Source organism: Priestia endophytica DSM 13796 (assembly GCF_900115845.1).
Taxonomy (GTDB): Bacteria; Bacillota; Bacilli; order Bacillales; family Bacillaceae_H; genus Bacillus_I; species Bacillus_I endophytica.
On the sequence record NZ_FOXX01000002.1, the window covers coordinates 1 to 18216 of the forward strand.

The 18216-nt window shown below is 36.5% G+C and carries 18 protein-coding genes; 8 read left to right on the forward strand and 10 right to left on the reverse strand.

From position 1 onward, the window contains the following. Nucleotides 1-237 precede the first annotated feature (237 nt). Together BM012_RS04390 and BM012_RS04395 are read left to right on the forward strand one after the other, a co-directional pair. Nucleotides 238-3138, forward strand: a complete 2901-nt coding sequence (locus BM012_RS04390; RefSeq protein WP_061803391.1) for a type 2 lanthipeptide synthetase LanM family protein — start codon at nucleotides 238-240, stop codon at nucleotides 3136-3138. A 13-nt stretch (nucleotides 3139-3151) separates the two neighbouring features. Continuing rightward, nucleotides 3152-4519, forward strand: coding sequence for a S8 family peptidase (locus tag BM012_RS04395; protein ID WP_061803392.1), 1368 nt, complete (start codon nucleotides 3152-3154; stop codon nucleotides 4517-4519). Between the two features lie 31 nt (nucleotides 4520-4550). Here the strand turns inward: BM012_RS04395 and BM012_RS04400 are convergent, their stop codons facing one another. The 3 genes from BM012_RS04400 to BM012_RS04410 all read right to left on the reverse strand — a co-directional run bounded on the left by BM012_RS04400 (nucleotide 4551) and on the right by BM012_RS04410 (nucleotide 7957). Continuing rightward, nucleotides 4551-5513: a metal ABC transporter solute-binding protein, Zn/Mn family gene (locus tag BM012_RS04400; protein WP_061803393.1), complete on the reverse strand. Its 963-nt coding sequence runs from the start codon at nucleotides 5511-5513 to the stop codon at nucleotides 4551-4553. 14 nt (nucleotides 5514-5527) lie between these two features. Further along, nucleotides 5528-6694: a GTP-binding protein gene (locus BM012_RS04405; RefSeq protein WP_061803394.1), complete on the reverse strand. Its 1167-nt coding sequence runs from the start codon at nucleotides 6692-6694 to the stop codon at nucleotides 5528-5530. Between the two features lie 102 nt (nucleotides 6695-6796). Next, nucleotides 6797-7957 carry an NAD(P)-binding domain-containing protein gene (locus BM012_RS04410; RefSeq protein ID WP_061803395.1) on the reverse strand — a complete coding sequence of 387 codons (1161 nt, stop codon included), beginning with the start codon at nucleotides 7955-7957 and terminating at the stop codon, nucleotides 6797-6799. 243 nt (nucleotides 7958-8200) lie between these two features. Here BM012_RS04410 and BM012_RS04415 point away from each other — a divergent pair, with 243 nt between their 5' ends. Further along, the gene (locus tag BM012_RS04415) at nucleotides 8201-9178 is read left to right on the forward strand and encodes a permease (protein WP_061803396.1); all 978 of its coding nucleotides are present in this window, start codon (nucleotides 8201-8203) and stop codon (nucleotides 9176-9178) included. Nucleotides 9179-9188: 10 nt separating this feature from the next. After that, nucleotides 9189-10139, forward strand: a complete 951-nt coding sequence (locus BM012_RS04420; RefSeq protein ID WP_061803397.1) for a TIGR03943 family putative permease subunit — start codon at nucleotides 9189-9191, stop codon at nucleotides 10137-10139. 7 nt (nucleotides 10140-10146) lie between these two features. On the opposite strand, the gene BM012_RS04425 is transcribed toward BM012_RS04420, so the two are convergent. Continuing rightward, nucleotides 10147-10443 (reverse strand): hypothetical protein, encoded by a 297-nt coding sequence (locus tag BM012_RS04425; RefSeq protein WP_061803398.1) that lies wholly within the window; start codon nucleotides 10441-10443, stop codon nucleotides 10147-10149. A 286-nt stretch (nucleotides 10444-10729) separates the two neighbouring features. After that, complete coding sequence (gene trhA, locus BM012_RS04430; RefSeq protein WP_061803399.1) at nucleotides 10730-11374, reverse strand: PAQR family membrane homeostasis protein TrhA; 645 nt, start codon at nucleotides 11372-11374, stop codon at nucleotides 10730-10732. Nucleotides 11375-11605: 231 nt separating this feature from the next. On the opposite strand from trhA, the gene BM012_RS04435 reads away from it, so the two are divergent. The 3 genes from BM012_RS04435 (at nucleotide 11606) to rpiA (ending at nucleotide 13471) form a co-directional block, all read left to right on the forward strand. After that, on the forward strand, nucleotides 11606-12130 hold the full coding sequence (locus BM012_RS04435) for a DUF1643 domain-containing protein (protein WP_061803400.1): 525 nt from the start codon (nucleotides 11606-11608) through the stop codon (nucleotides 12128-12130). 88 nt (nucleotides 12131-12218) lie between these two features. After that, a complete protein-coding gene (locus tag BM012_RS04440; protein WP_061803401.1) occupies nucleotides 12219-12653 on the forward strand; it encodes a hypothetical protein in 435 nt (144 codons plus the stop codon). A gap of 152 nt (nucleotides 12654-12805) precedes the next feature. After that, nucleotides 12806-13471, forward strand: coding sequence for a ribose-5-phosphate isomerase RpiA (rpiA, locus tag BM012_RS04445; protein WP_061803822.1), 666 nt, complete (start codon nucleotides 12806-12808; stop codon nucleotides 13469-13471). Between the two features lie 84 nt (nucleotides 13472-13555). Here the strand turns inward: rpiA and BM012_RS04450 are convergent, their stop codons facing one another. The 4 genes from BM012_RS04450 to BM012_RS26025 form a co-directional block, all read right to left on the reverse strand. Then, complete coding sequence (locus BM012_RS04450) at nucleotides 13556-14050, reverse strand: hypothetical protein (protein ID WP_061803402.1); 495 nt, start codon at nucleotides 14048-14050, stop codon at nucleotides 13556-13558. 164 nt (nucleotides 14051-14214) lie between these two features. After that, complete coding sequence (locus tag BM012_RS04455) at nucleotides 14215-15309, reverse strand: tetratricopeptide repeat-containing glycosyltransferase family 2 protein (protein ID WP_201030242.1); 1095 nt, start codon at nucleotides 15307-15309, stop codon at nucleotides 14215-14217. Between the two features lie 149 nt (nucleotides 15310-15458). Then, the gene (locus tag BM012_RS27010) at nucleotides 15459-16019 is read right to left on the reverse strand and encodes a BclA C-terminal domain-containing protein (protein ID WP_061803404.1); all 561 of its coding nucleotides are present in this window, start codon (nucleotides 16017-16019) and stop codon (nucleotides 15459-15461) included. Between the two features lie 888 nt (nucleotides 16020-16907). Beyond that, the gene (locus tag BM012_RS26025; RefSeq protein WP_139210303.1) at nucleotides 16908-17111 is read right to left on the reverse strand and encodes a hypothetical protein; all 204 of its coding nucleotides are present in this window, start codon (nucleotides 17109-17111) and stop codon (nucleotides 16908-16910) included. 234 nt (nucleotides 17112-17345) lie between these two features. Between BM012_RS26025 and BM012_RS04470 the strand changes: the two genes are divergently transcribed. Continuing rightward, entirely contained in the window at nucleotides 17346-17549 is a 204-nt protein-coding gene (locus BM012_RS04470) for an alpha/beta-type small acid-soluble spore protein (protein WP_061803406.1), read from the forward strand. Between the two features lie 75 nt (nucleotides 17550-17624). Here BM012_RS04470 and BM012_RS04475 read toward each other — a convergent pair whose 3' ends face one another. After that, nucleotides 17625-18215: a YdbC family protein gene (locus BM012_RS04475; protein ID WP_061803407.1), complete on the reverse strand. Its 591-nt coding sequence runs from the start codon at nucleotides 18213-18215 to the stop codon at nucleotides 17625-17627. Between the last annotated feature and the right edge of the window lies 1 nt (nucleotide 18216).

Below are 18216 nucleotides of genomic sequence, written 5' to 3' on the forward strand. Positions count from 1 at the left end.
GAGTTAAAGGAATTAGCGGGTGGAGCAGAAGAAAGAGCAATTTGGACAGTCACAATTCCCATTTCTCTAGCAGCATGCCCAACAACACAATGTGCATCAATCGTATCACCATGCAACGACTAAAAAGCTAAAAATATGTATGGCCGTACATATCCTTAGCTTTGTCGCCTAAAATACGAAAACAGAATCGGGTGCCTTGCTGCACCCGATTATTATGATAAATAGGATGTGATAGCTATGAAGTTGTTTCATAAATCTAAATTTTATACCCCTCACTTTAACACAGTTTTCCTTGGAAATCAAAAATTTCAATTTACCCCCTTTACTGAAGAAGATGAATTCCCTTCATTTTATACTCATTTTACAGATCGCTTTTCGGAAAAATTAGTGACAGAGCTAGGACGGTTGAATCAGAGTTTTTTTGATTTAAAATCGTTATTGTATTCTCTAACCATTCAATATAAGAAGATGTTATATAAGTTGGCAAGAAAAACAGTTATATATGAATTTCACGAAATGTTTGATGAATTCCATAGAGAAGAAGATTTTTTCTATCGTCAATTTAATGACGCTTTCTCTAATTACAGTGCTGTGGAGAACATACTGAAGAAGTATCCTGTACTTAGGGAAATGATTGATAGGACTTCTGATCAATTTATCCAATACAGCTTATCCATTATAAAAGCATACATAGCCCATTATGAAGAAATAGCTGAAACATTTCATCAACAATTTGGTCGGCTCTTATCTATAAAAGTAGATGCAGGCGATTCTCATTGTGAAGGGAAAAGTGTAGCTATTTTAATATGTGAATGCGGAAAAATTGTTTATAAACCTCGTTCATTAGAAGGAGATCAATTATATCAAAAGATTATTAGATATTTTAATCATCAATATGATACCGAGCTGAAAACACCTATTATGGTAAGCAAAAGTAACTATGGTTTCCAAGAGTATATAGAATCAACCTCTTGTCAGACACTTGATGAGGTATCAAATTATTATTATGAATTAGGAATACATCTAGCTTTTATTTATGCTTTTCAAGGATCTGATTTTCATTATGAAAATATTATATGTAACGGATTACATCCCGTCTTAATTGATCTTGAAACTCTTTTTCAAAGTACTCTTTACTTTACAGAGGAATCAAAGAAAGACTCCGTATTAAAGGTTTCATCTTCTATCAATCGTACAGTTTATAAATCTACTTTCTTTACTCATACAAGCTACCCAGAAGAAAACCATGTGTTAGATGTAAGTGGATTAACAAATATTGAGCTTCACACTTTTGACAAGGAAGTCGTTGTGAACAATAAGACAGATAAGGTTGCCGTAGAGTCTCAAGAAAGTAAATTTGGAAGAGGAACGAACTTACCAATTTATAAAGATAGTGGAATAGAGATATTTGGATATGAACATGCTTTTGTAAAAGGATTTACGAAAGCTTATCAAGTTATAAAGGATGACAAATTAATTTTGCAGATGATTGAAGAACATTCTTCTTTTCCTGTCCGAATTATTGTGCGTCCAACATATATATATGCTAAATTTTTAAGTTCGTTGCTGCATCCTAAATATTTAAAGGAAAAAGAGGAAAGGAAAAGAATTCTTTCTCTTTTTCAAGGGTCATCAGAAGGTTTTGAAGCTTTTAAATTCCTCCATATGTTTGAAATGGATGACATGTATAAAGGGGATGTTCCTTACTTTTATACAAGTTTTGATAAAGAGCAAGTCTACAGTAGTAGTGGACATGAGATTTCTTATAATCTCCTGCATTGTTGCCCTAAGCAAGAAGTAATCAATAAAATAAGCTCTTTATCAACAAAAGATATGGAATATCAAATCCAGCTTATTAATATGGCATTGAGCAGTACAGAAGGAAATAGGGAAAGAAATCCTGAGTTTTCTTGCTATCATCATGTTCATACGATAGGTCGAGAAATATCGTGTAGCACATTACTTCAGCAAGAGACAAATCGTATTTTGGAAAGAGCCATAATCCACGATAAATATATACAGTGGGTTTCCCCCCATCTTAGTCCAAACGGAAAGCTTGTATCAGGTCCTCTGAATTTTAATATTTATGACGGACTCAGTGGAATAGCGATTTACTTGGCTTCATATGCTCAGACATTTTCTGATTCACGAGTTGATATAATACTTCCGCAGGTTCATAGTACAATCAACAAGTTAGTAGAAAAGAGTGTATATAGGCGAAACGCTTCTGCGTATTATGGTTTGCCTTCTTACTATTATTATAGTCACTATATGAAGAAGACAGGTAATCTATCTTATGATTCTATAAAGGAGTATGAAGACTTTGCTGAAAAAGTAGTTAGAGACATTGAATCCTATAAAAGTTTAGATTTTATTGGAGGACTAGCTGGTTTATTAAAAGTGCTCGTGAACCTTTACAACGTAGAAAAGAGTGAAGTTGTAAAAAAAGCAGCGGAAGTTGTGAAGAATACTATTGTAAATAAAGCAATCACAAAGGATCAGCACCTTTATTGGGAAGCTGATCATAATCGTAATCTTACCTTAAGCGGGTTTTCACATGGAATAACAGGTATATGCTATGCATTGAGTGAATATGTAACGAAAGTGAATCATGATACTTCGCTTATCTCTGTCATTCAACAGGCTCTTCTTTATGAAGATCGTTTTTATGATGAGTCACAACATGCATGGAAAGACAATAGGGAGAATTATTCTACTCATTCCGCTCCTCTATGGTGTCATGGTTCAGCGGGAATTCTACTTGGAAGAGGTAAGATTAAGGATAACTTAGGAAATGAAGTGGAAGTCAACTATCTAGAAGAATCTTTGCAGAACACGCTGCATAGTGGAAATAAACATAATCAAGGCTATTCTCTTTGTCATGGCACATTGGGGAATTTAGATATCTTAAACGAAATTAGAAGCCTTGAGTCTTTTCGTCATAAAGAAGACGAGATTACTAGCACAATAGAGAAATGGCTTGTAGACTTCCGAAGGGATTTAGAAATGTACAATTTCCAAAATGGCATTAAGAATGATTTTTCGGGAGTAGGCTTTATGCTTGGAATAACAGGTCAGCTTTATGCGCTGCTCAGATTGAAAAATCCATCCCTTCCATCACTATTACTACTTGATTAAGGAGCGGAAAACAGTGAGAAAAAAGGATCTTATATCACTTCTTTTTTGTAGTATTCTCTTTTTATGTATGAATGCAAAAGTACAAGCAGATGGAACTTCTTACTATAGCGTATTATTAAGTAACCCAGAATATACAGAAGAGTTTCTAAGAGAAGCCCAACAGCACAATATGAAAATAACGTATGTGGTACGGGAAATCGGATTAATCCAAATAAAGGCAAGTGAAGCTGAGGTCCAGAGGTTAAATGGAAATAAAATGGTCCGGACGTATAACTATTCTCTAAAAGCTTCTACATCTGCATTTTCTGCTAAACAGTCAGATGTCGTTGGAGCACCGAGCTCGCTTTGGGACAGACAGTGGGATATGAAAGAGATTACAAACAATGGAAAGAGTTATACCATTTCTGAAGGTTCTAAGGAAGTGGTAGTGGGAATTATTGATTCTGGGATTGATGAAGATCATCCTGCTCTTCAAAATAATATAATAAAGGGATCTGAAAATCTGGTTCCTCAAGGTGGGTTTCGTGAAACCGAACAGTCTGAAAAAGGCATAATAAATAATATTGAAGATTTGACAGGACATGGAACACATGTCGCAGGGCAAGTGGCTGCAAATGGAGTAGTGAGAGGAGTAGCACCGCAAACTAGCCTTAAATCATACCGAGTATTTGGTACTTCTTCTGCTGAATCTATTTGGATTATTAAAGGAATTATTGAAGCTGCAAAAGATGATGTAGATGTTATTAATCTTAGTTTAGGAGAGTATCTAACTTCTGAACATATGAATGAAGAAGGTGGAAGTTCGAAAAGTCAACTTGCTGAAATTCTGGCTTATGAAAAAGCAGTTATGTATGCAGAAGGAAAGGGAAGTGTAGTTGTAGCTTCTGTTGGTAATGATTCAGTTAATTTTAATAACAAGAACGAAGTATCTTCCTTCATGAAATCGCATTTTCAACTTAATGATGTTAAAGTGAAAGGACATCTTTTAGATGTACCTGCTCATATTAGCGGTGTAGTTGCAGTAACTTCAACAGGTCCTGCTAAAGATCTGTCTGTTTTTTCTAATAAAGGTCGTTATGTTGATTTATCAGCACCAGGAGGGGATATTAAGCTCCTTCAAGCATATGGAGTTGAGCAATGGAGGAAAATGGAGCTTTTTACGAAAGAACAAGTGCTTAGCACGTCTCCAAAGGGAGGATATATTTATATGGCAGGTACTTCTTCAGCAGCTCCAAAAGTATCTGGAACATTGGCGCTTATCATTGATCAATACAACTTAAAGGACAACCCTAAAAAAGCAAAGCAAAAACTCCTTCAAAAAAGCGAAAGATCTGAGGAAACAAATATAAAAGCTTTAAACACTTATAAAGCAATAAAATAAAACCCCAAGGATATATCCTTGGGGTTTTCCTTTATTTACTGTTCAGCGCCTTTTTCAAAGCTTCCAAGTTTTTATTCATTAAGCTAAAGTAATCTTCCCCGTTTTCACGGTCTTGGTCTCTAAGTGTTTCCATATTATTTAATGTAAGAGACTCTGCACCGATTTCCTTACGAACAAGAGTGGCAATTTTATTTGTTACGTTTGCATCAAAGATAACGTATTTGATATTGTGCTCTTCTGCTGTTTCTACAATCTCCTTTAGTTCCTTTTGTGAAGGTTCTTGAGTTGGAGAAAGTCCAGAAACGCTTATTTGTTCAATGCCATAACGATCTTCCCAGTAGCCATATGCAGCATGGGAAACTAAAATTTCTTTTGAAGGAGCATTTTTAATAGCTTCTTCATATTTTTTATCAAGTTCTTCTAAATCAGTTTTTACTTGTTTAAAATTCTTTTCAAACTCATCTTTTTTGCTTGGCTCTAGTTCAGATAATGCATTTTTAATATTCTCAGCCATGACGATAGAACGCTGTGGATCAAGCCAGAAATGAGGATCAAGGTCACCATGCTCATGCTCATCACCATGTTCTTCTTCATGCTCGTGGTCATGATCATCATGACCAGCAATAAGGTCGGCGCCTTCAGCTGCTTTAATCATTTTCACATCTTCATCTTTTAGCGTTTTATTAGCTGCATCAGCAAAACCTTCAGCACCTGCTCCAGAGTAGATGAACGCATCAGCTTTAGCGATTTTTAGCATATCTTTTGTTGTGGGCTCAAAAGAATGAGCATCAACACCGTTAGGGATAACGCTTTTTACGGTAACATTATCTCCACCAATTTTCTTTGTGAAATCCTCAATCGGATAAATTGTTGTATAAATGGTTAGTTTTCCGTCGCTTTTCTTCTCAGAAGAACTGCTGTCTTCGTTTCCGCAACCTGCTAGAAATACAGCAGATAAAAGCATAACACTGCATAACATCATTAATTTTTTCATTGTATCTTCTCCTTTTATTGAATCAAGAATGAAGGAAGTGGATCATTGAAAGTAGACCAGTCCTTTTTCATTTCTTCATTTGTTAATAAGCATGCATCTAAAGCATTCATAATTTTGTTTTTATTCATTTTGATTCCGATAAATACAAGCTCTGTAAGTCTGTCTCCATAAGTAGGGTGAAATCTGCTCGACAGTTCTATGTCTTCTTTATCTTCATATGAAAGAGTATTTACCCATTTTCCTGCTTCACTAATTGTCATAGAACCGCCTGCTTGTGAAAGGAGACAGGCAACATCATTTCTTGTAGCAACCCAGAAAAACCCTTTAGAACGCGATATTTCATTAGGAAATGTTTCAAAGAAATTCATCAGGCGCTGAGCGTGAAATGGACGTCTTTTTTCATATATAAAGGAAGTAATTCCGTATTCCTCAGTTTCAGGAGTATGTTCATTGTTAAGTTCTTTTACCCATCCAGGAGAAAGGCTCATTTTGTCAAAGTCAAAAGAACGAGTGTTTATAATATCTTCAAGAGAAACAGAGCATTGAACAGCTTCAATAATCTTAGCCTCTCCATTAAGTTTACGTAGTAGTGCTTTCAACTCGTCTTTTTTTTCTACTGATAGCAAATCGGTTTTATTTAGGATAAGAACATTTGCATATTCAATTTGCTCAATGAGAAGCTCGGAAATACCTCTATCGTCTGTACTATCTGATCCTTGATTTCGGTCGGAAAGATCTTCATCTGAACGATAATCTTTCATAAAATTTAATCCATCCACAACTGTAACAAGCGTATCTAAAAATGTCTTCACTGTAAGGTCTATTCCTGTTTCTTCATCCTCATAAGAAAAAGTTTGAGCAACAGGAAGAGGCTCACTAATACCTGAGGATTCAATAATGATATAATCTAAATCCTGAATTTTAGTGAGGTTTTCCACTTCATAAAGCAAATCTTCTCGAAGTGTACAGCAAATACATCCGTTTTGCATTTCCACTAGTGTCTCTTTCGTATGAGAGAAATATTCTTTTTTTACAAGAGATCCATCAATATTAAGAGAGCTCATGTCATTGACAATAACTCCTAGTTTTAGAGAGGATTCATTATGTAAAATGTGGTGCAATAATGTGGTCTTACCAGCTCCTAGATATCCACTTAAAACGGTGACTCCAATTTTTTTCATTTACGCTTCTCCTTTTATAGAAAAATCGTAATTATTACGATTTGAACATTACAATAATACCTTTGCTACACAAAATTATCAAGGGGAAAAGAGAAAAAAGTTTTATAGAGATTTCACAATTTGCTCTGCTGCTTGCCTTGCTCCTGAAATATTTCGAGAAATTGGACCTATTTCAAGCTCTGCCAATGCTCCTACAACATATAAGTTATTACTCCACTGCAGAGATGAGCTAACAATAGGATATCCACAGTCACTGCACTGTAAATTTTCCTTGTTTATCAGAGGAGTTAACCATTCTTTTCCTGGAAGAGAAGAAGAAAACCCTGTAGCTAATACAATTGTTTCTGTTTCATATTGAGCTGTTTTTCCATACAAAATGATTTTTTTATCTTTTATGTTTGCCTCTTGAATTTCATCTTTACTAATTGTTAAGTTATTTTTCCGAGTTTGTTCAATTAATTTGATATAAATATCTCGGGGCATGGATCCTCTATGTCTAGCATCTGTAATAAAAGCACGACGTTTTTGGTATGATGCTTCCTCTCTAAACATAAGCTGATTCTTTGGGCCAAGCCAAGCTGGGTCACTATCAAAATCAACAATACGGAACGGATGCCGAGTGATAAGATGAACACTGCGTCCTTGTTTACTTAGTTTAATAGCTAAATGTGCAGCACTAATTCCTCCGCCAATAATGGTAATTTCTTGACTTTTATTCAATGAAAAAGAAGAGTCAAAAATGTGTCCAACAGACTGCGCATCCTTGTTTTTCAATAATTTAGCCCATTCAGGCCAATAGGTTTGTTCGCTAACACCAATTGCAAGCACAACATTTAAGCCTTCAAGTTTTTTTCCTTCTTCTGTTATGACCATCCAATATTTTTTTTTTCTAGAAAGAGACACAACTCGGCCTTTGTGCCATGCCTGTAGAAGATTGCTGTCCCGAATAAGATGTCCGCAGTGTTCAGAGAAGGCATAGAGGGAAGGACGTTTATAACGTCCATAGAAATCTTGTTTAGTTAATGAGCGATTTTTCGAAACAAATTTCTGCAAGCTAAATGGCTCAACATCGAGATGATGAACAGACGGTGAGCGTAAAAATGGCATGTCAATTTTTTCTGTACAAGAGTGCCAATTTTCAAGTGGTGCTTCGTGAGGATCAACAATAGCTAATTTCTCAATCGGAACTTTTCTCATTCGTACTAGAAAATGAGCCATTGTTGTTCCTTGAATTCCCCCGCCAATCACAATCCAATCTAACATAACAATATCTCCTTTTCCGTTTTGTGATGCAAATCGTAATAATTACGTTTTATTTTTCATATTAGTTAAACTACCATACATTTTATGAATGAGCAATACAAAAAAGAGCATCATATATTTTTTGTATCTCCATATACATCTATTAACTATTAAATTTTAATAGAAAAGGTTTGTTGTTTTCAGCGTAAAGGGAGCTAAGTCATCGCCGTATACTAGACCTTTTTAATAGAAAGGGTGAAAAAAATGGCTTTATCACGGCTTTCAAAAGAAGTGCTAGGCGTCTTACTCATCTTATTTTTTGGCTATGCTTTTTTCTTTTTAGATGTTAAAGATTTGGATATGAACCTCCCAAAAGCTTTTCTGAATGTAAACACGATTTTCTTAAGTATATTGCTTGAAGCAATTCCTTTTATTTTATTAGGTGTTTTTGCTTCTGCAATTATTCAAGTGTTTGTAAAAGAAGAATGGTTAATGAAATGGATTCCTAAAAATCCTTATAAAGCATTAGCTTCAGGTGTGGTAGTGAGCGCACTTTTACCTGTGTGTGAATGTGCAATTATCCCTGTTGTCAGACGGCTTGTAAAGAAGGGAATGCCCATCCACGTAGGCGTTGTTCTTCTTGTAGGAGCACCGATTCTTAATCCGATTGTTTTCCTTTCTACTTTCTATGCTTTTCCAGGCAATAAAGAAATTGTGTATGGCCGTATGGGGCTTACGGTTATTCTCTGTTTCATAATTGGAATTGTAATGTACAAGCTTCTAAAGAATAAGCCTCAACTAAAAGATGAGGCTGCTGCCGAAGAGCCCCATCAGCATGGAAATCGATTGAGCCAAACATTATTTCATGCCATTGATGAGTTTTTTGATATGGGAAAATATTTAATTGCTGGGGCATTTGTTGCAAGTCTTTTTCAAACGTTTTTGGATAGAGGAGAACTTATGAGTATTGGAGGAAATGGTTTTATTGCCCCAGCGGTCATGATGGTGTTTGGGTATGTGCTTTCTCTTTGTTCTGAAGCAGATGCTTTTGTTGCTTCCTCATTTGTAGATACATTTTCAGCTAGTTCACTTCTTGCCTTTTTAATCTATGGACCAATGCTTGATTTGAAAAATACGGTTATGTATTTGGCCTTTTTTAAGAAAAGATTCGTGTTAATATTTATAGCTGTTGTCACAATATCCGTTTACGTCATAACGGTTCTTTATAACTTTATTATGTAGGAGGTATAGTATGAAAAACGACGAAGAAGGCTTCCATTACTATATTCGAGGACTGCTCTTGATTGGTTTTGCTCTCTTTATTTTCAAACTGCTGCTAACTGGATATATTTCCTCCTTTGTTGCACCGAAAATGCTTGGTTTTGTTACTTTTGCTTCTTTTACTTTCTTTGTTCTAGGAGCTATAGGCATTTGGCGAAGCGGTTCAGACAAAAAACAAAAGAGCTGCTCGTGTCATCATAGCCGTAAAGCTCCTCTGTGGATTTATTGCCTATTCTTTTTGCCGATTGCAACAGGATTTCTATTTCCTGATCACGCTCTTACAAGCGATGTTGCTAAAAATCGAGGCGTGAAATTTGGAGCAAACGTCACAGAAAGACCGAGTGTAGAACAGCGTGAAGAATTAACAAGTGATGAAGCTTTAGAACAATACTATGATGAAGTATTAAATAGAGAAGTAGAGGAAGCACAAACCGAGGATGGAGAGATTCCTCTTGAACACAAAGCAGGATTTGTTCCTCAGAAACCTCCTGAAGGATATTATGAAGAATTAAAAGAGAGGATGCTACAAAAAGACGTAATTATGATAACAGAAAAAGAGTATATCCCAATGATGAACATTCTTGAAGAACATGTTGAAGATTTTGTTGGGAAAAAGGTGAAAGTGAAAGGGTTTATTTATAGGGAGGATAACTTTAAAAAGGATGAGTTTGTGATTGCACGGTTTGGATTGTCATGCTGTGTAGCTGATGCCTCCGTATATGGAACGCTTGCTAATGTTAAAGAGTCTAAAGAATTCGCTGATGATGATTGGGTTGAAGCAACAGGCATGATTGAAAAGAAAGAGTATGAAGGTTTTATTTTGCCATCTCTCAAACTTCAAACGATTAAAAAGGTAGAAGCTCCTACAAATCCATATGTGTATGAAATGTACAAAGGTAATAAGCTTATGACTCCAAAATAAAGGAATGCTAAAAGTTCTCTTCCTTAGTAAAAGGATAAACCCTCCAATTATAGTGGATAATAGAGCTATATTCTTTAATAACAACGTAGTCTTGTTTGTTTGTTTTTACAATATAAGTGTATCTTCCTTTTTTAACCACTTCCTGAACTTGCATTTCTTCAAACTTCTCAGAAAGAGTATGTTCGTTTAAAATACTTTCTGGATAAAGCGTTTGGATAGCATTAAATGGTGAAAAGACTAACAAATATACAAAAAAGAAGAACAATACAATAATAACGATTAGCTTTCCTTTTTTTTGAATCATAATGTTCACACACCTGTATTTGTTTTTTAAATTGTATCATAGACACTATTAGTCTTAGAATGTGTGAAGATGGTTCAAATAATTACAAAACGATAAAGACACTTACTTATCTCGCTAAAAAGAAATAAATGAGGGATTTTAAAAATAGATTAATGAAGAGATTATATTAGAAAAATAATTGTAGGATAGAATGTTACCATTAAACTTACAAAAGTCCTTGTTTTAAATCAAAAATGACCCTTATAAAAAGAGGGTCATTTTTGATTTCCTAATAAATTTCTAAATTCTAATGAGGAAGAACGTATAGCAATATCGCTAAGTAATGTGTGATAGTTCCGCCAAGAACAAAAATGTGCCATATTGCATGATGATAAGGAAAACCTCTCCAAACATAAAAAATACTTCCTATCGTATATAAAACTCCACCTACAACAAGTAGATTCAGGCCTGGTCCTGCTAGAGAAGAAGCAAGAGGATCCCATGCTAGTACAATTAGCCATCCCATTGCAATATAAAGAAGCGTAGAGACAAGAACAAAGCGTTTCACAAAGAAAATTTTAAATACTATTCCTGCTACAGCTAGTCCCCATACCACTCCAAAAAGTGTCCATCCAACTGTTCCTTGAATAATCACAAATAAAAATGGAGTGTAAGTCCCCGCAATAAACAAGTAAATAGAAGAATGATCAAAAATCTCGAACAAATCTTTAACACGTCCGTGTGGAAAACTGTGTACAAGCGTTGAAGAAGTGTATAAAAGTAGCATTGTTGTCCCGTAAACAGTAAAGCTAACTACATGCCAAACATCCCCAAATTGAACAGAAAATACAACGAGCAGCGTAAGACCAACGATACTTAAAATAGTCCCAATTCCGTGTGTAATTGCATTAGCAATTTCTTCACCACGTGAGAATGTGTGTGTTTCACTCAAGAAAATCATCCTTTCTTTTGAAGAAACGTTTCAGGTTAGATTCTATTATAGTGTACAACACTTTTTAATGCTACATACGTTTTTCCCACTTTCATATAGTGGCAATTTACATGTACATGGGTATAAAAAACAAATTGTTTTGGGCACGATTGAAAAGTGTCATTGTTTTCCGTAATGATAATAAGAATAAAGTGACGAAAGGAAACTACTTTATAACGAGGTGGGTCTTTGATGAAGAGAGAAGCTATTTTTGATGAAACAGGAACATACAGATATTCGTTAAAACGTAAATGGGGAAATGATAGAGAGCGTAAAGTTGCGTTTATCACCCTTTATCCGGACAATGCGGACGAAATTCGTGAAGATTACGTTACAAGCAAATGTATTACATTTGCAAAAAAGTGGGGGTTTAATGCTGTGGAATGCTTAAATTTATTTTCTTATCGGGCTCAAAAGGCAGAGGATCTTAGTGATCTAGATAAGGAAGATGCAATAGGCGCTGAAACAGATCGATATTTATATTATGGAACAAGAAATGCTGATCTTGTTATAGCAGCATGGGGGAAAAATGTTTTTCATGATAGAGAAAATGACATAAAGCAGCTCTTTGAGGGAATGGATCTTGCATGTTTTAGTGGACAAGAAAATCATCCTTCTCAATTGCAGTTCATTTCATATGACACACGTCTTATGCCATTTGAATTAGAGAGTGAAGAACCATATCTTTTTTCAGCCTTTCCATCGTTATATAGATAAGAGAAAAGCAGAGTTCTAATCATCATCTTTTTTTCATATACAAAGGATGTAAAGCTTGTGTTGATTACAAAAGGGATGTGAATTTGTTATGAAAATTAGTGAAGTGCTCACAGGAATCGAAGCGCTTTATGAACAGATGACAGAGCAATGCTTTTCTCACATTGCTAAACATAAAGAAGAAATTAAAATAGATGCTCTTGCGCTTGTTGAGCTCGAGAAGTTGGTTAGCCATTTACAACATACAGAGTTATACAATCTGAGTTTGATAAAAACTATTCAAACGCTCATCAATCATGAGAGCTTTCTATATAAGCTTTCTATATTAAGGGAGCCAGAGCTAGAAAACATAGCGGAGAAAGCAGATTTTGTAGGAAACGAACGACAGGATATTGAAAAGATTCTCCGTATTAGTTATATAAAAAAGCGTTCTCAGTATATAGAAGAGGCTTTAGAAGATATAAAGAAACTCAAAGCATCCCTTGAGGAACTGCTTTATGCAAAGAAAGTACAAAAAGAAGGATAAGGTTAATTTTAAAGCTTTGACGAATTTGGTCAAAGTTTTTCTTATATGAAATGATAGGAAAAGAAAGATGAAGAATAGAGAAGGTGATTTTTCTTTTCAATGAGAACGATGTTATAATGATGATGAATTTTATGCGGAAAAAAGGTGAAGAAATGATTGAAAAGAAGGCAGTTGGAGAAGCAGCAGCACAATATGTAAAAGACGACATGGTCGTTGGACTTGGAACGGGATCGACTGTTTATTATACGATTCAAAAGGTTGGAGAATATGTAAAAGAAGGAATGAACATAAGAGCTATTCCTACATCAGAAGAAACTAAAAAGCTAGCTCTTGATCTCAACATACCTCTTGTAACATTTGCTGAAGTAAATCACCTTGATGTTGTGATAGATGGAGCAGATGAGGTGGATTGTCATTTTGCGCTTACAAAAGGAGGAGGCGGAGCTCTTCTTCGAGAAAAGCTGATAGCTGATGCAACAGATTTATTTATCGTTGTGGCTGATTCAAGTAAAATGGTAGAAAAGCTAGGGAAGTTTCCTCTCCCTGTAGAAGTAACCCCGTTTTCATGGGAAAGAACAGCCCGACAAATTGAAGAGCTAGGTAGTATTGCAACACGTCGATTAAATGGAACAGATCCTTATATTTCAGATAATGGAAATTATATTTTAGATTGTTCTTTTGAGATTATCGAAGATCCAGAGGGATTATCTCAGAAATTAAACAGAATTCCTGGCGTAGTAGAGAATGGTTTATTTGTCAATATGGCTAAAATTGTTTTTACTGTTGAAGATGGAAAGGTAGTAAAAAAGATGAAATAGCATAGGAGGACTGGTGTTAAGAAAAACGCTCCTTTGTAAATAAAAAGCTTGTAGAAGGAATTTCTACAAGCTAAGGTGTGTTGTTTAAAGTTCATATGGTTCCTGTTTTAATAGTTTTCCATCTAGCTCAGATCCTGTAGCCCGATTAATTTCTTTAACAAGATGTTTATACTGGTGAAGAGAGTTAAATTGGTTAGGTTTGGAGGTCTCACACCTGATCGAGGATGCAGCTCCATTTCGATCAGTAAAGAAGATTGTGAGATTTCCATAATACCTATTTACACTATTTCCATCTGCACTTTTTTCTTTCTTAACAACTTTTGAGTACTCAGCCATTTCTACTCTATGTAGGGGAATGATGGCAACTTGATTAATCATCACCTTATCATGAAAAAGTTCAATCCGTCCTACTTTGTTTTCCTCTATTCCTTCAGCTCCATGAACATGACCATATATCGTAGGTTTCATGCTGTCATCGTTGTAAGAAAACTCCTGTTTTTGCTTGTTTTTGTAGGAAACGTAAAGCACAGCCACAACGAGAATGACTGCGATGACTAAAATAAAAAATGCTACTCCCACCCTGATCACCTCATCTAGTAAGTTTGTCCGTTAACACATCTTTATCCAATCATACCATAATTCCTTATAAATTCCGTAGATAGTTTATTAATGTTCAAAAATGTCATTATAAGGTTAATTTAGTTAAAAAACCCCTTAAGAAATATCTCTTAAGGGACTTCTGATTAGCTCTTAGAAAAGCGTTTTTCAAAGTATTCTTTGTTATATAAAACAGAGGGATTAGTAGGGGCATATTCTCTAGCTTTTTCGTTATGTTCAAATGCTTTTTCAATGTTGCCATTGCGGTCATAGCACACGCAGAGCTGAATATGAGGGATCCAAGTATAATAAGCTTTTTGAACAAACCCACCTGTATTTTCAGCTCGTTGTATATCTAATTTAGTTGCTAAATTATACCAGAAAATAGCTTTATCAATATTTTGCTGAGTTAAATAAATATATCCTAATTTACAGCAATGTTCGGCTCTGGGCAAATCATATTCAAAGGAGCGTAGTGCAGCTTTAATAGCTTTGTCTTGTTCATTTTTTCTTATAAATATTTCTGCTAATTTATCACAAGCTGAAATGCAATCTTCGCTCCATCCAAGTCCGCTCTTTAGAAACTTCTCATAATGAGCTATGGCTTCATCGTATAAAGAATGATCAAAGCATTCATTTGCATAGTAGTACAGGTCACGTGGAGAAAAAGTTTTTCCATCTTTTAAATTTTGTTGGTAAATCTTTAGATTTCGATCACTTTTCTCTGTCTTTGTGCTGCGATGTGTAACGGCCGCATCTTGTCGAATGATCTTTCCTCCGACAGCTAAGTATTCATGAACAGCCCCAATCCATTGGAAGTTTCTTGAACGCTTTACAAGTCGATGTCTCTTAGATGAGAAAGTAACATTTCCACTACTATCAAAAGCGAGGTTATAAGGCATCATTACAGCATCTACTGATTGATCAAGTGTTTGTTTTAGCAGGAGAAGTTTTTGAAGATCATCTTTTAAAATAACGTCGTCTGCATCAAGCCATAAAATGTAATCTTTAGTTGCTTTGCTAAACGCAAAATTTCGAGCCTTTGCAAAGTGATGAACCCATTTGAAATCAAACAGCCTTTTCGTATAGCGGCGAGCAAGTTCTTTTGTTTTATCAGTTGAGCCTGTATCAACGATAATTATTTCATCACAAAGCTCTTTTACACTGTTCAAGCATCTTTCAATTGTATCTTCCTCATCTTTTACAATCATACATAAGCTGATGGAGACCATGTTGTTCACCCTTTCGCTTTTTAAAAAGAGATCATGAAGAAAGGCGCATTGTAACGTTGCGCCTTTTCTTCATTACTTATTTTATTATTGTGAATAAAATTGGTGCCTATTTTTTTTGTGAATTTGCTACATTTTTTATTTCATATAAAGTTTGTTGACTATTCTACTCGAATAATTGTCAAGGTAGCTCCAGCTCCGCCAGCAATTAAAGTTGCGAGACCTATGAGCCCAAAAAATTGAAGAGAAATAGTACTACCTGCATTAAGTGGTACGATTACATCATTATTGAAACTTGTGAGACCAACTACTGGGGCAATAGTTGAAGCAAGGTTTCCTGCACCGTTTATAACAAGTCTAGTGCTTACTAATAAAGCAGCTGTAATATTGACTTGGTACGTGATATAGTAACGTCCTGTTGTAGGAACAGTAAATACAGTATTTCCAGCATTGGCAGTAATTCCGCCACCAATATTCTGTGTAGGAAGCGCAATATTTGTTCCACCTAAAACAACAGCATATACTGATCCACCTGTGTCAACAGCATTTAGAGAAGTAGCTGTAACGGCTGTTCCAGTAGCACCTGTTGATCCAGTGAAGCCCGTAAGCCCTGTTGGCCCAGTAACGCCCGTCGCGCCTGTAAGTCCCGTTGGCCCAGTAACCCCTGTGACACCGTCAAGTCCTGTTGGTCCGGTAGCACCCGTGACACCGTCAAGTCCCATTGGTCCAGTAACCCCCGTGACACCTGCAAGTCCCGTTGGTCCAGTAACACCAGTCGCACCGGCTGCGGCTAAAAGCGTATAGTCTGGTGATGTATCTGGTGTGCCCGTAGGGGCTGCGACATCTGTAATATAAAGGCTGCCATTATAGGTAACGACTTGCCCAGCAGGATAAGAAGGAGATGCCGTTGGATCGAACGGAACGACGCCGTCAAGTCCAATGCCCGTCGCACCCGTAAGTCCTGTCGGTCCAGGAAGGCCAGTAACGAAGTCCCGTTGGTCCAGTCACACCGGTCGCGCCGGCTGCGGCTAAAAGCGTATAGTCTGGCGACGTATCCGGTGTACCCGTAGGAGCTGCGACATCAGCAATATAAAGACTGCCATTATAAGTAACAAGCTGCCCGGCAGGATAAGAAGGAGCTGCCGCTGGATCGAACGGAACGATGCCGTCAAGTCCTGCCCCTGTAGCTCCGGTTGGTCTCGGAACGCCTGTCGCACCACTAGGTCCTTGAATGCCCGTCGGTTCGGTGACGCCGGCTGCGGCTAAAAGCGTATAGTCTGGTGACGTATCTGGTGTACCCGTAGGAGCTGCGACATCGGCAATATAAAGACTGCCATTATAAGTAACAAGCTGTCCGGCAGGATAAGAAGGAGCTGCCGCTGGATCGAACGGAACGATGCCGTCAAGTCCTATCCCTGTAGCTCCGGTCGGTCCAGGTGTCCCAGTATTCCCTGTTGGTCCATCTGCACCAGCTGAGGCAAGGATCGTATAGTCTGAAGAAGTACTCGGTACACCGCTTGGTGAAGCAGTATCAGTAATATAAAGACTTCCCATATAAGTAACAATTTGTCCTGCTGGATAGAAAGGTGCTTCAGTCGGATCAAAAGGTACTACACCTTGTAGCCCAATCCCTTGAGGTCCCCTAGGACCTGCTGGCCCAGCCTCTCCTTGAGGTCCTCTAGGGCCTGGTACTCCACTGACGTCCTCACATTTAGGCCTACACTTATCTTTACCCCTTTGATTTCTTGGTTTATAACATCCACAAAATTCTTTTCTTCGTTTACAATTGTTGCAGCGAAATTCCATATATTCACCTCCAACAACATCGTATTCAAAGAACGTTAGAGGGTGTGTGAAAAAATGTATTTTATGAAATTACATATCGTTGAGTTTTTAGTTGAGAGGTGAATTATGTAAGGGAAAAGAGAAGTAGTTAGAATAGAGGATATATAAGATGCAAAATTTCCTTTTCATCCAAACATTACATAGTATTGAGGAAAGGGGAGAAAGACATATTAAAGGTATAGAAAACAAAGGAGGTGAAAAACATGGCAAACAACAACAACAGCAGCAACCAACTTGTTGTAGCAGGTGCTGAACAAGCAATCGACCAAATGAAGTATGAAATTGCTAGCGAATTTGGTGTACAACTTGGAGCTGATACTACTGCTCGTGCTAACGGATCTGTAGGTGGAGAGATCACAAAGCGTTTAGTTGCTACTGCTCAATCACAATTAGCTGGTCATAAATAATATGATTTGTAACATCGTTACAGAATCAAATATCATGGCTTAGGCTACCCGCTTAGCGGGTAGCTTTTATAATGTTTAAGAGGAAAAGGTTTGTAACACTGTCCATTCTTTTTCTAATTTATAGATGTTTTGTTGTTGAACAGGAATTTTATTTTTTTGCAAAACATGCTTTGTAGCATCAGGCGGAGCGTATCCAAAGAGGGATATGAATGTACTTGTATGCTCGTCAGCAAAAACAAAGGTGCTTAAACAGCGATCTCTTTCTGAGATGAGAGTAAAAGGAATAAGGCTTTTATCGTGATTATTATGAGAAATAGAAGTAATCATCATATAGTTTGCTCCAACAATACTTGAGCGAGTGTGATGATAGATCCCTTTTACAAATTGACCATTTGAAGACAAAGTAGTTTCTAATTTATCGTATGAAGCTTTTTGCCCGTTCTTATAAAAAATATCATCGTGAACGTCATTCATAAAAGATCGATAACTATCAGTGTCCTTCCATATACCAATAATACAAGCATCTGTTGGTTCTACAATATTCCACCCACCAAATTGACCTAAAAACCCTTCAATATGTGCAAGAGCGCTCCAATGTTTTTGAGAATAAGAAAAAGCATAGCGTTTATCTTGTTTTACGAAACTGTTTATCACTTTGATTAACATT

Excerpts from the sequence above, each read along its gene's own strand:
- BM012_RS04390 (WP_061803391.1), top strand. The coding sequence starts at position 238 with ATGAAGTTGTTTCATAAATCTAAATTTTATACCCCTCACTTTAACACA.
- BM012_RS04425 (WP_061803398.1), bottom strand. The coding sequence starts at position 10,443 with ATGATTCAAAAAAAAGGAAAGCTAATCGTTATTATTGTATTGTTCTTC.
- BM012_RS27010 (WP_061803404.1), bottom strand. The coding sequence starts at position 16,019 with ATGGGACTTGACGGTGTCACGGGTGCTACCGGACCAACAGGACTTGAC.
- BM012_RS04440 (WP_061803401.1), top strand. The coding sequence starts at position 12,219 with ATGAAAATTAGTGAAGTGCTCACAGGAATCGAAGCGCTTTATGAACAG.
- BM012_RS04435 (WP_061803400.1), top strand. The coding sequence starts at position 11,606 with ATGAAGAGAGAAGCTATTTTTGATGAAACAGGAACATACAGATATTCG.
- BM012_RS04410 (WP_061803395.1), bottom strand. The coding sequence starts at position 7,957 with ATGTTAGATTGGATTGTGATTGGCGGGGGAATTCAAGGAACAACAATG.
- BM012_RS04400 (WP_061803393.1), bottom strand. The coding sequence starts at position 5,513 with ATGAAAAAATTAATGATGTTATGCAGTGTTATGCTTTTATCTGCTGTA.
- BM012_RS04415 (WP_061803396.1), top strand. The coding sequence starts at position 8,201 with ATGGCTTTATCACGGCTTTCAAAAGAAGTGCTAGGCGTCTTACTCATC.
- BM012_RS04405 (WP_061803394.1), bottom strand. The coding sequence starts at position 6,694 with ATGAAAAAAATTGGAGTCACCGTTTTAAGTGGATATCTAGGAGCTGGT.
- BM012_RS04470 (WP_061803406.1), top strand. The coding sequence starts at position 17,346 with ATGGCAAACAACAACAACAGCAGCAACCAACTTGTTGTAGCAGGTGCT.
- rpiA (WP_061803822.1), top strand. The coding sequence starts at position 12,806 with ATGATTGAAAAGAAGGCAGTTGGAGAAGCAGCAGCACAATATGTAAAA.
- BM012_RS04420 (WP_061803397.1), top strand. The coding sequence starts at position 9,189 with ATGAAAAACGACGAAGAAGGCTTCCATTACTATATTCGAGGACTGCTC.
- BM012_RS04475 (WP_061803407.1), bottom strand. The coding sequence starts at position 18,215 with ATGTTAATCAAAGTGATAAACAGTTTCGTAAAACAAGATAAACGCTAT.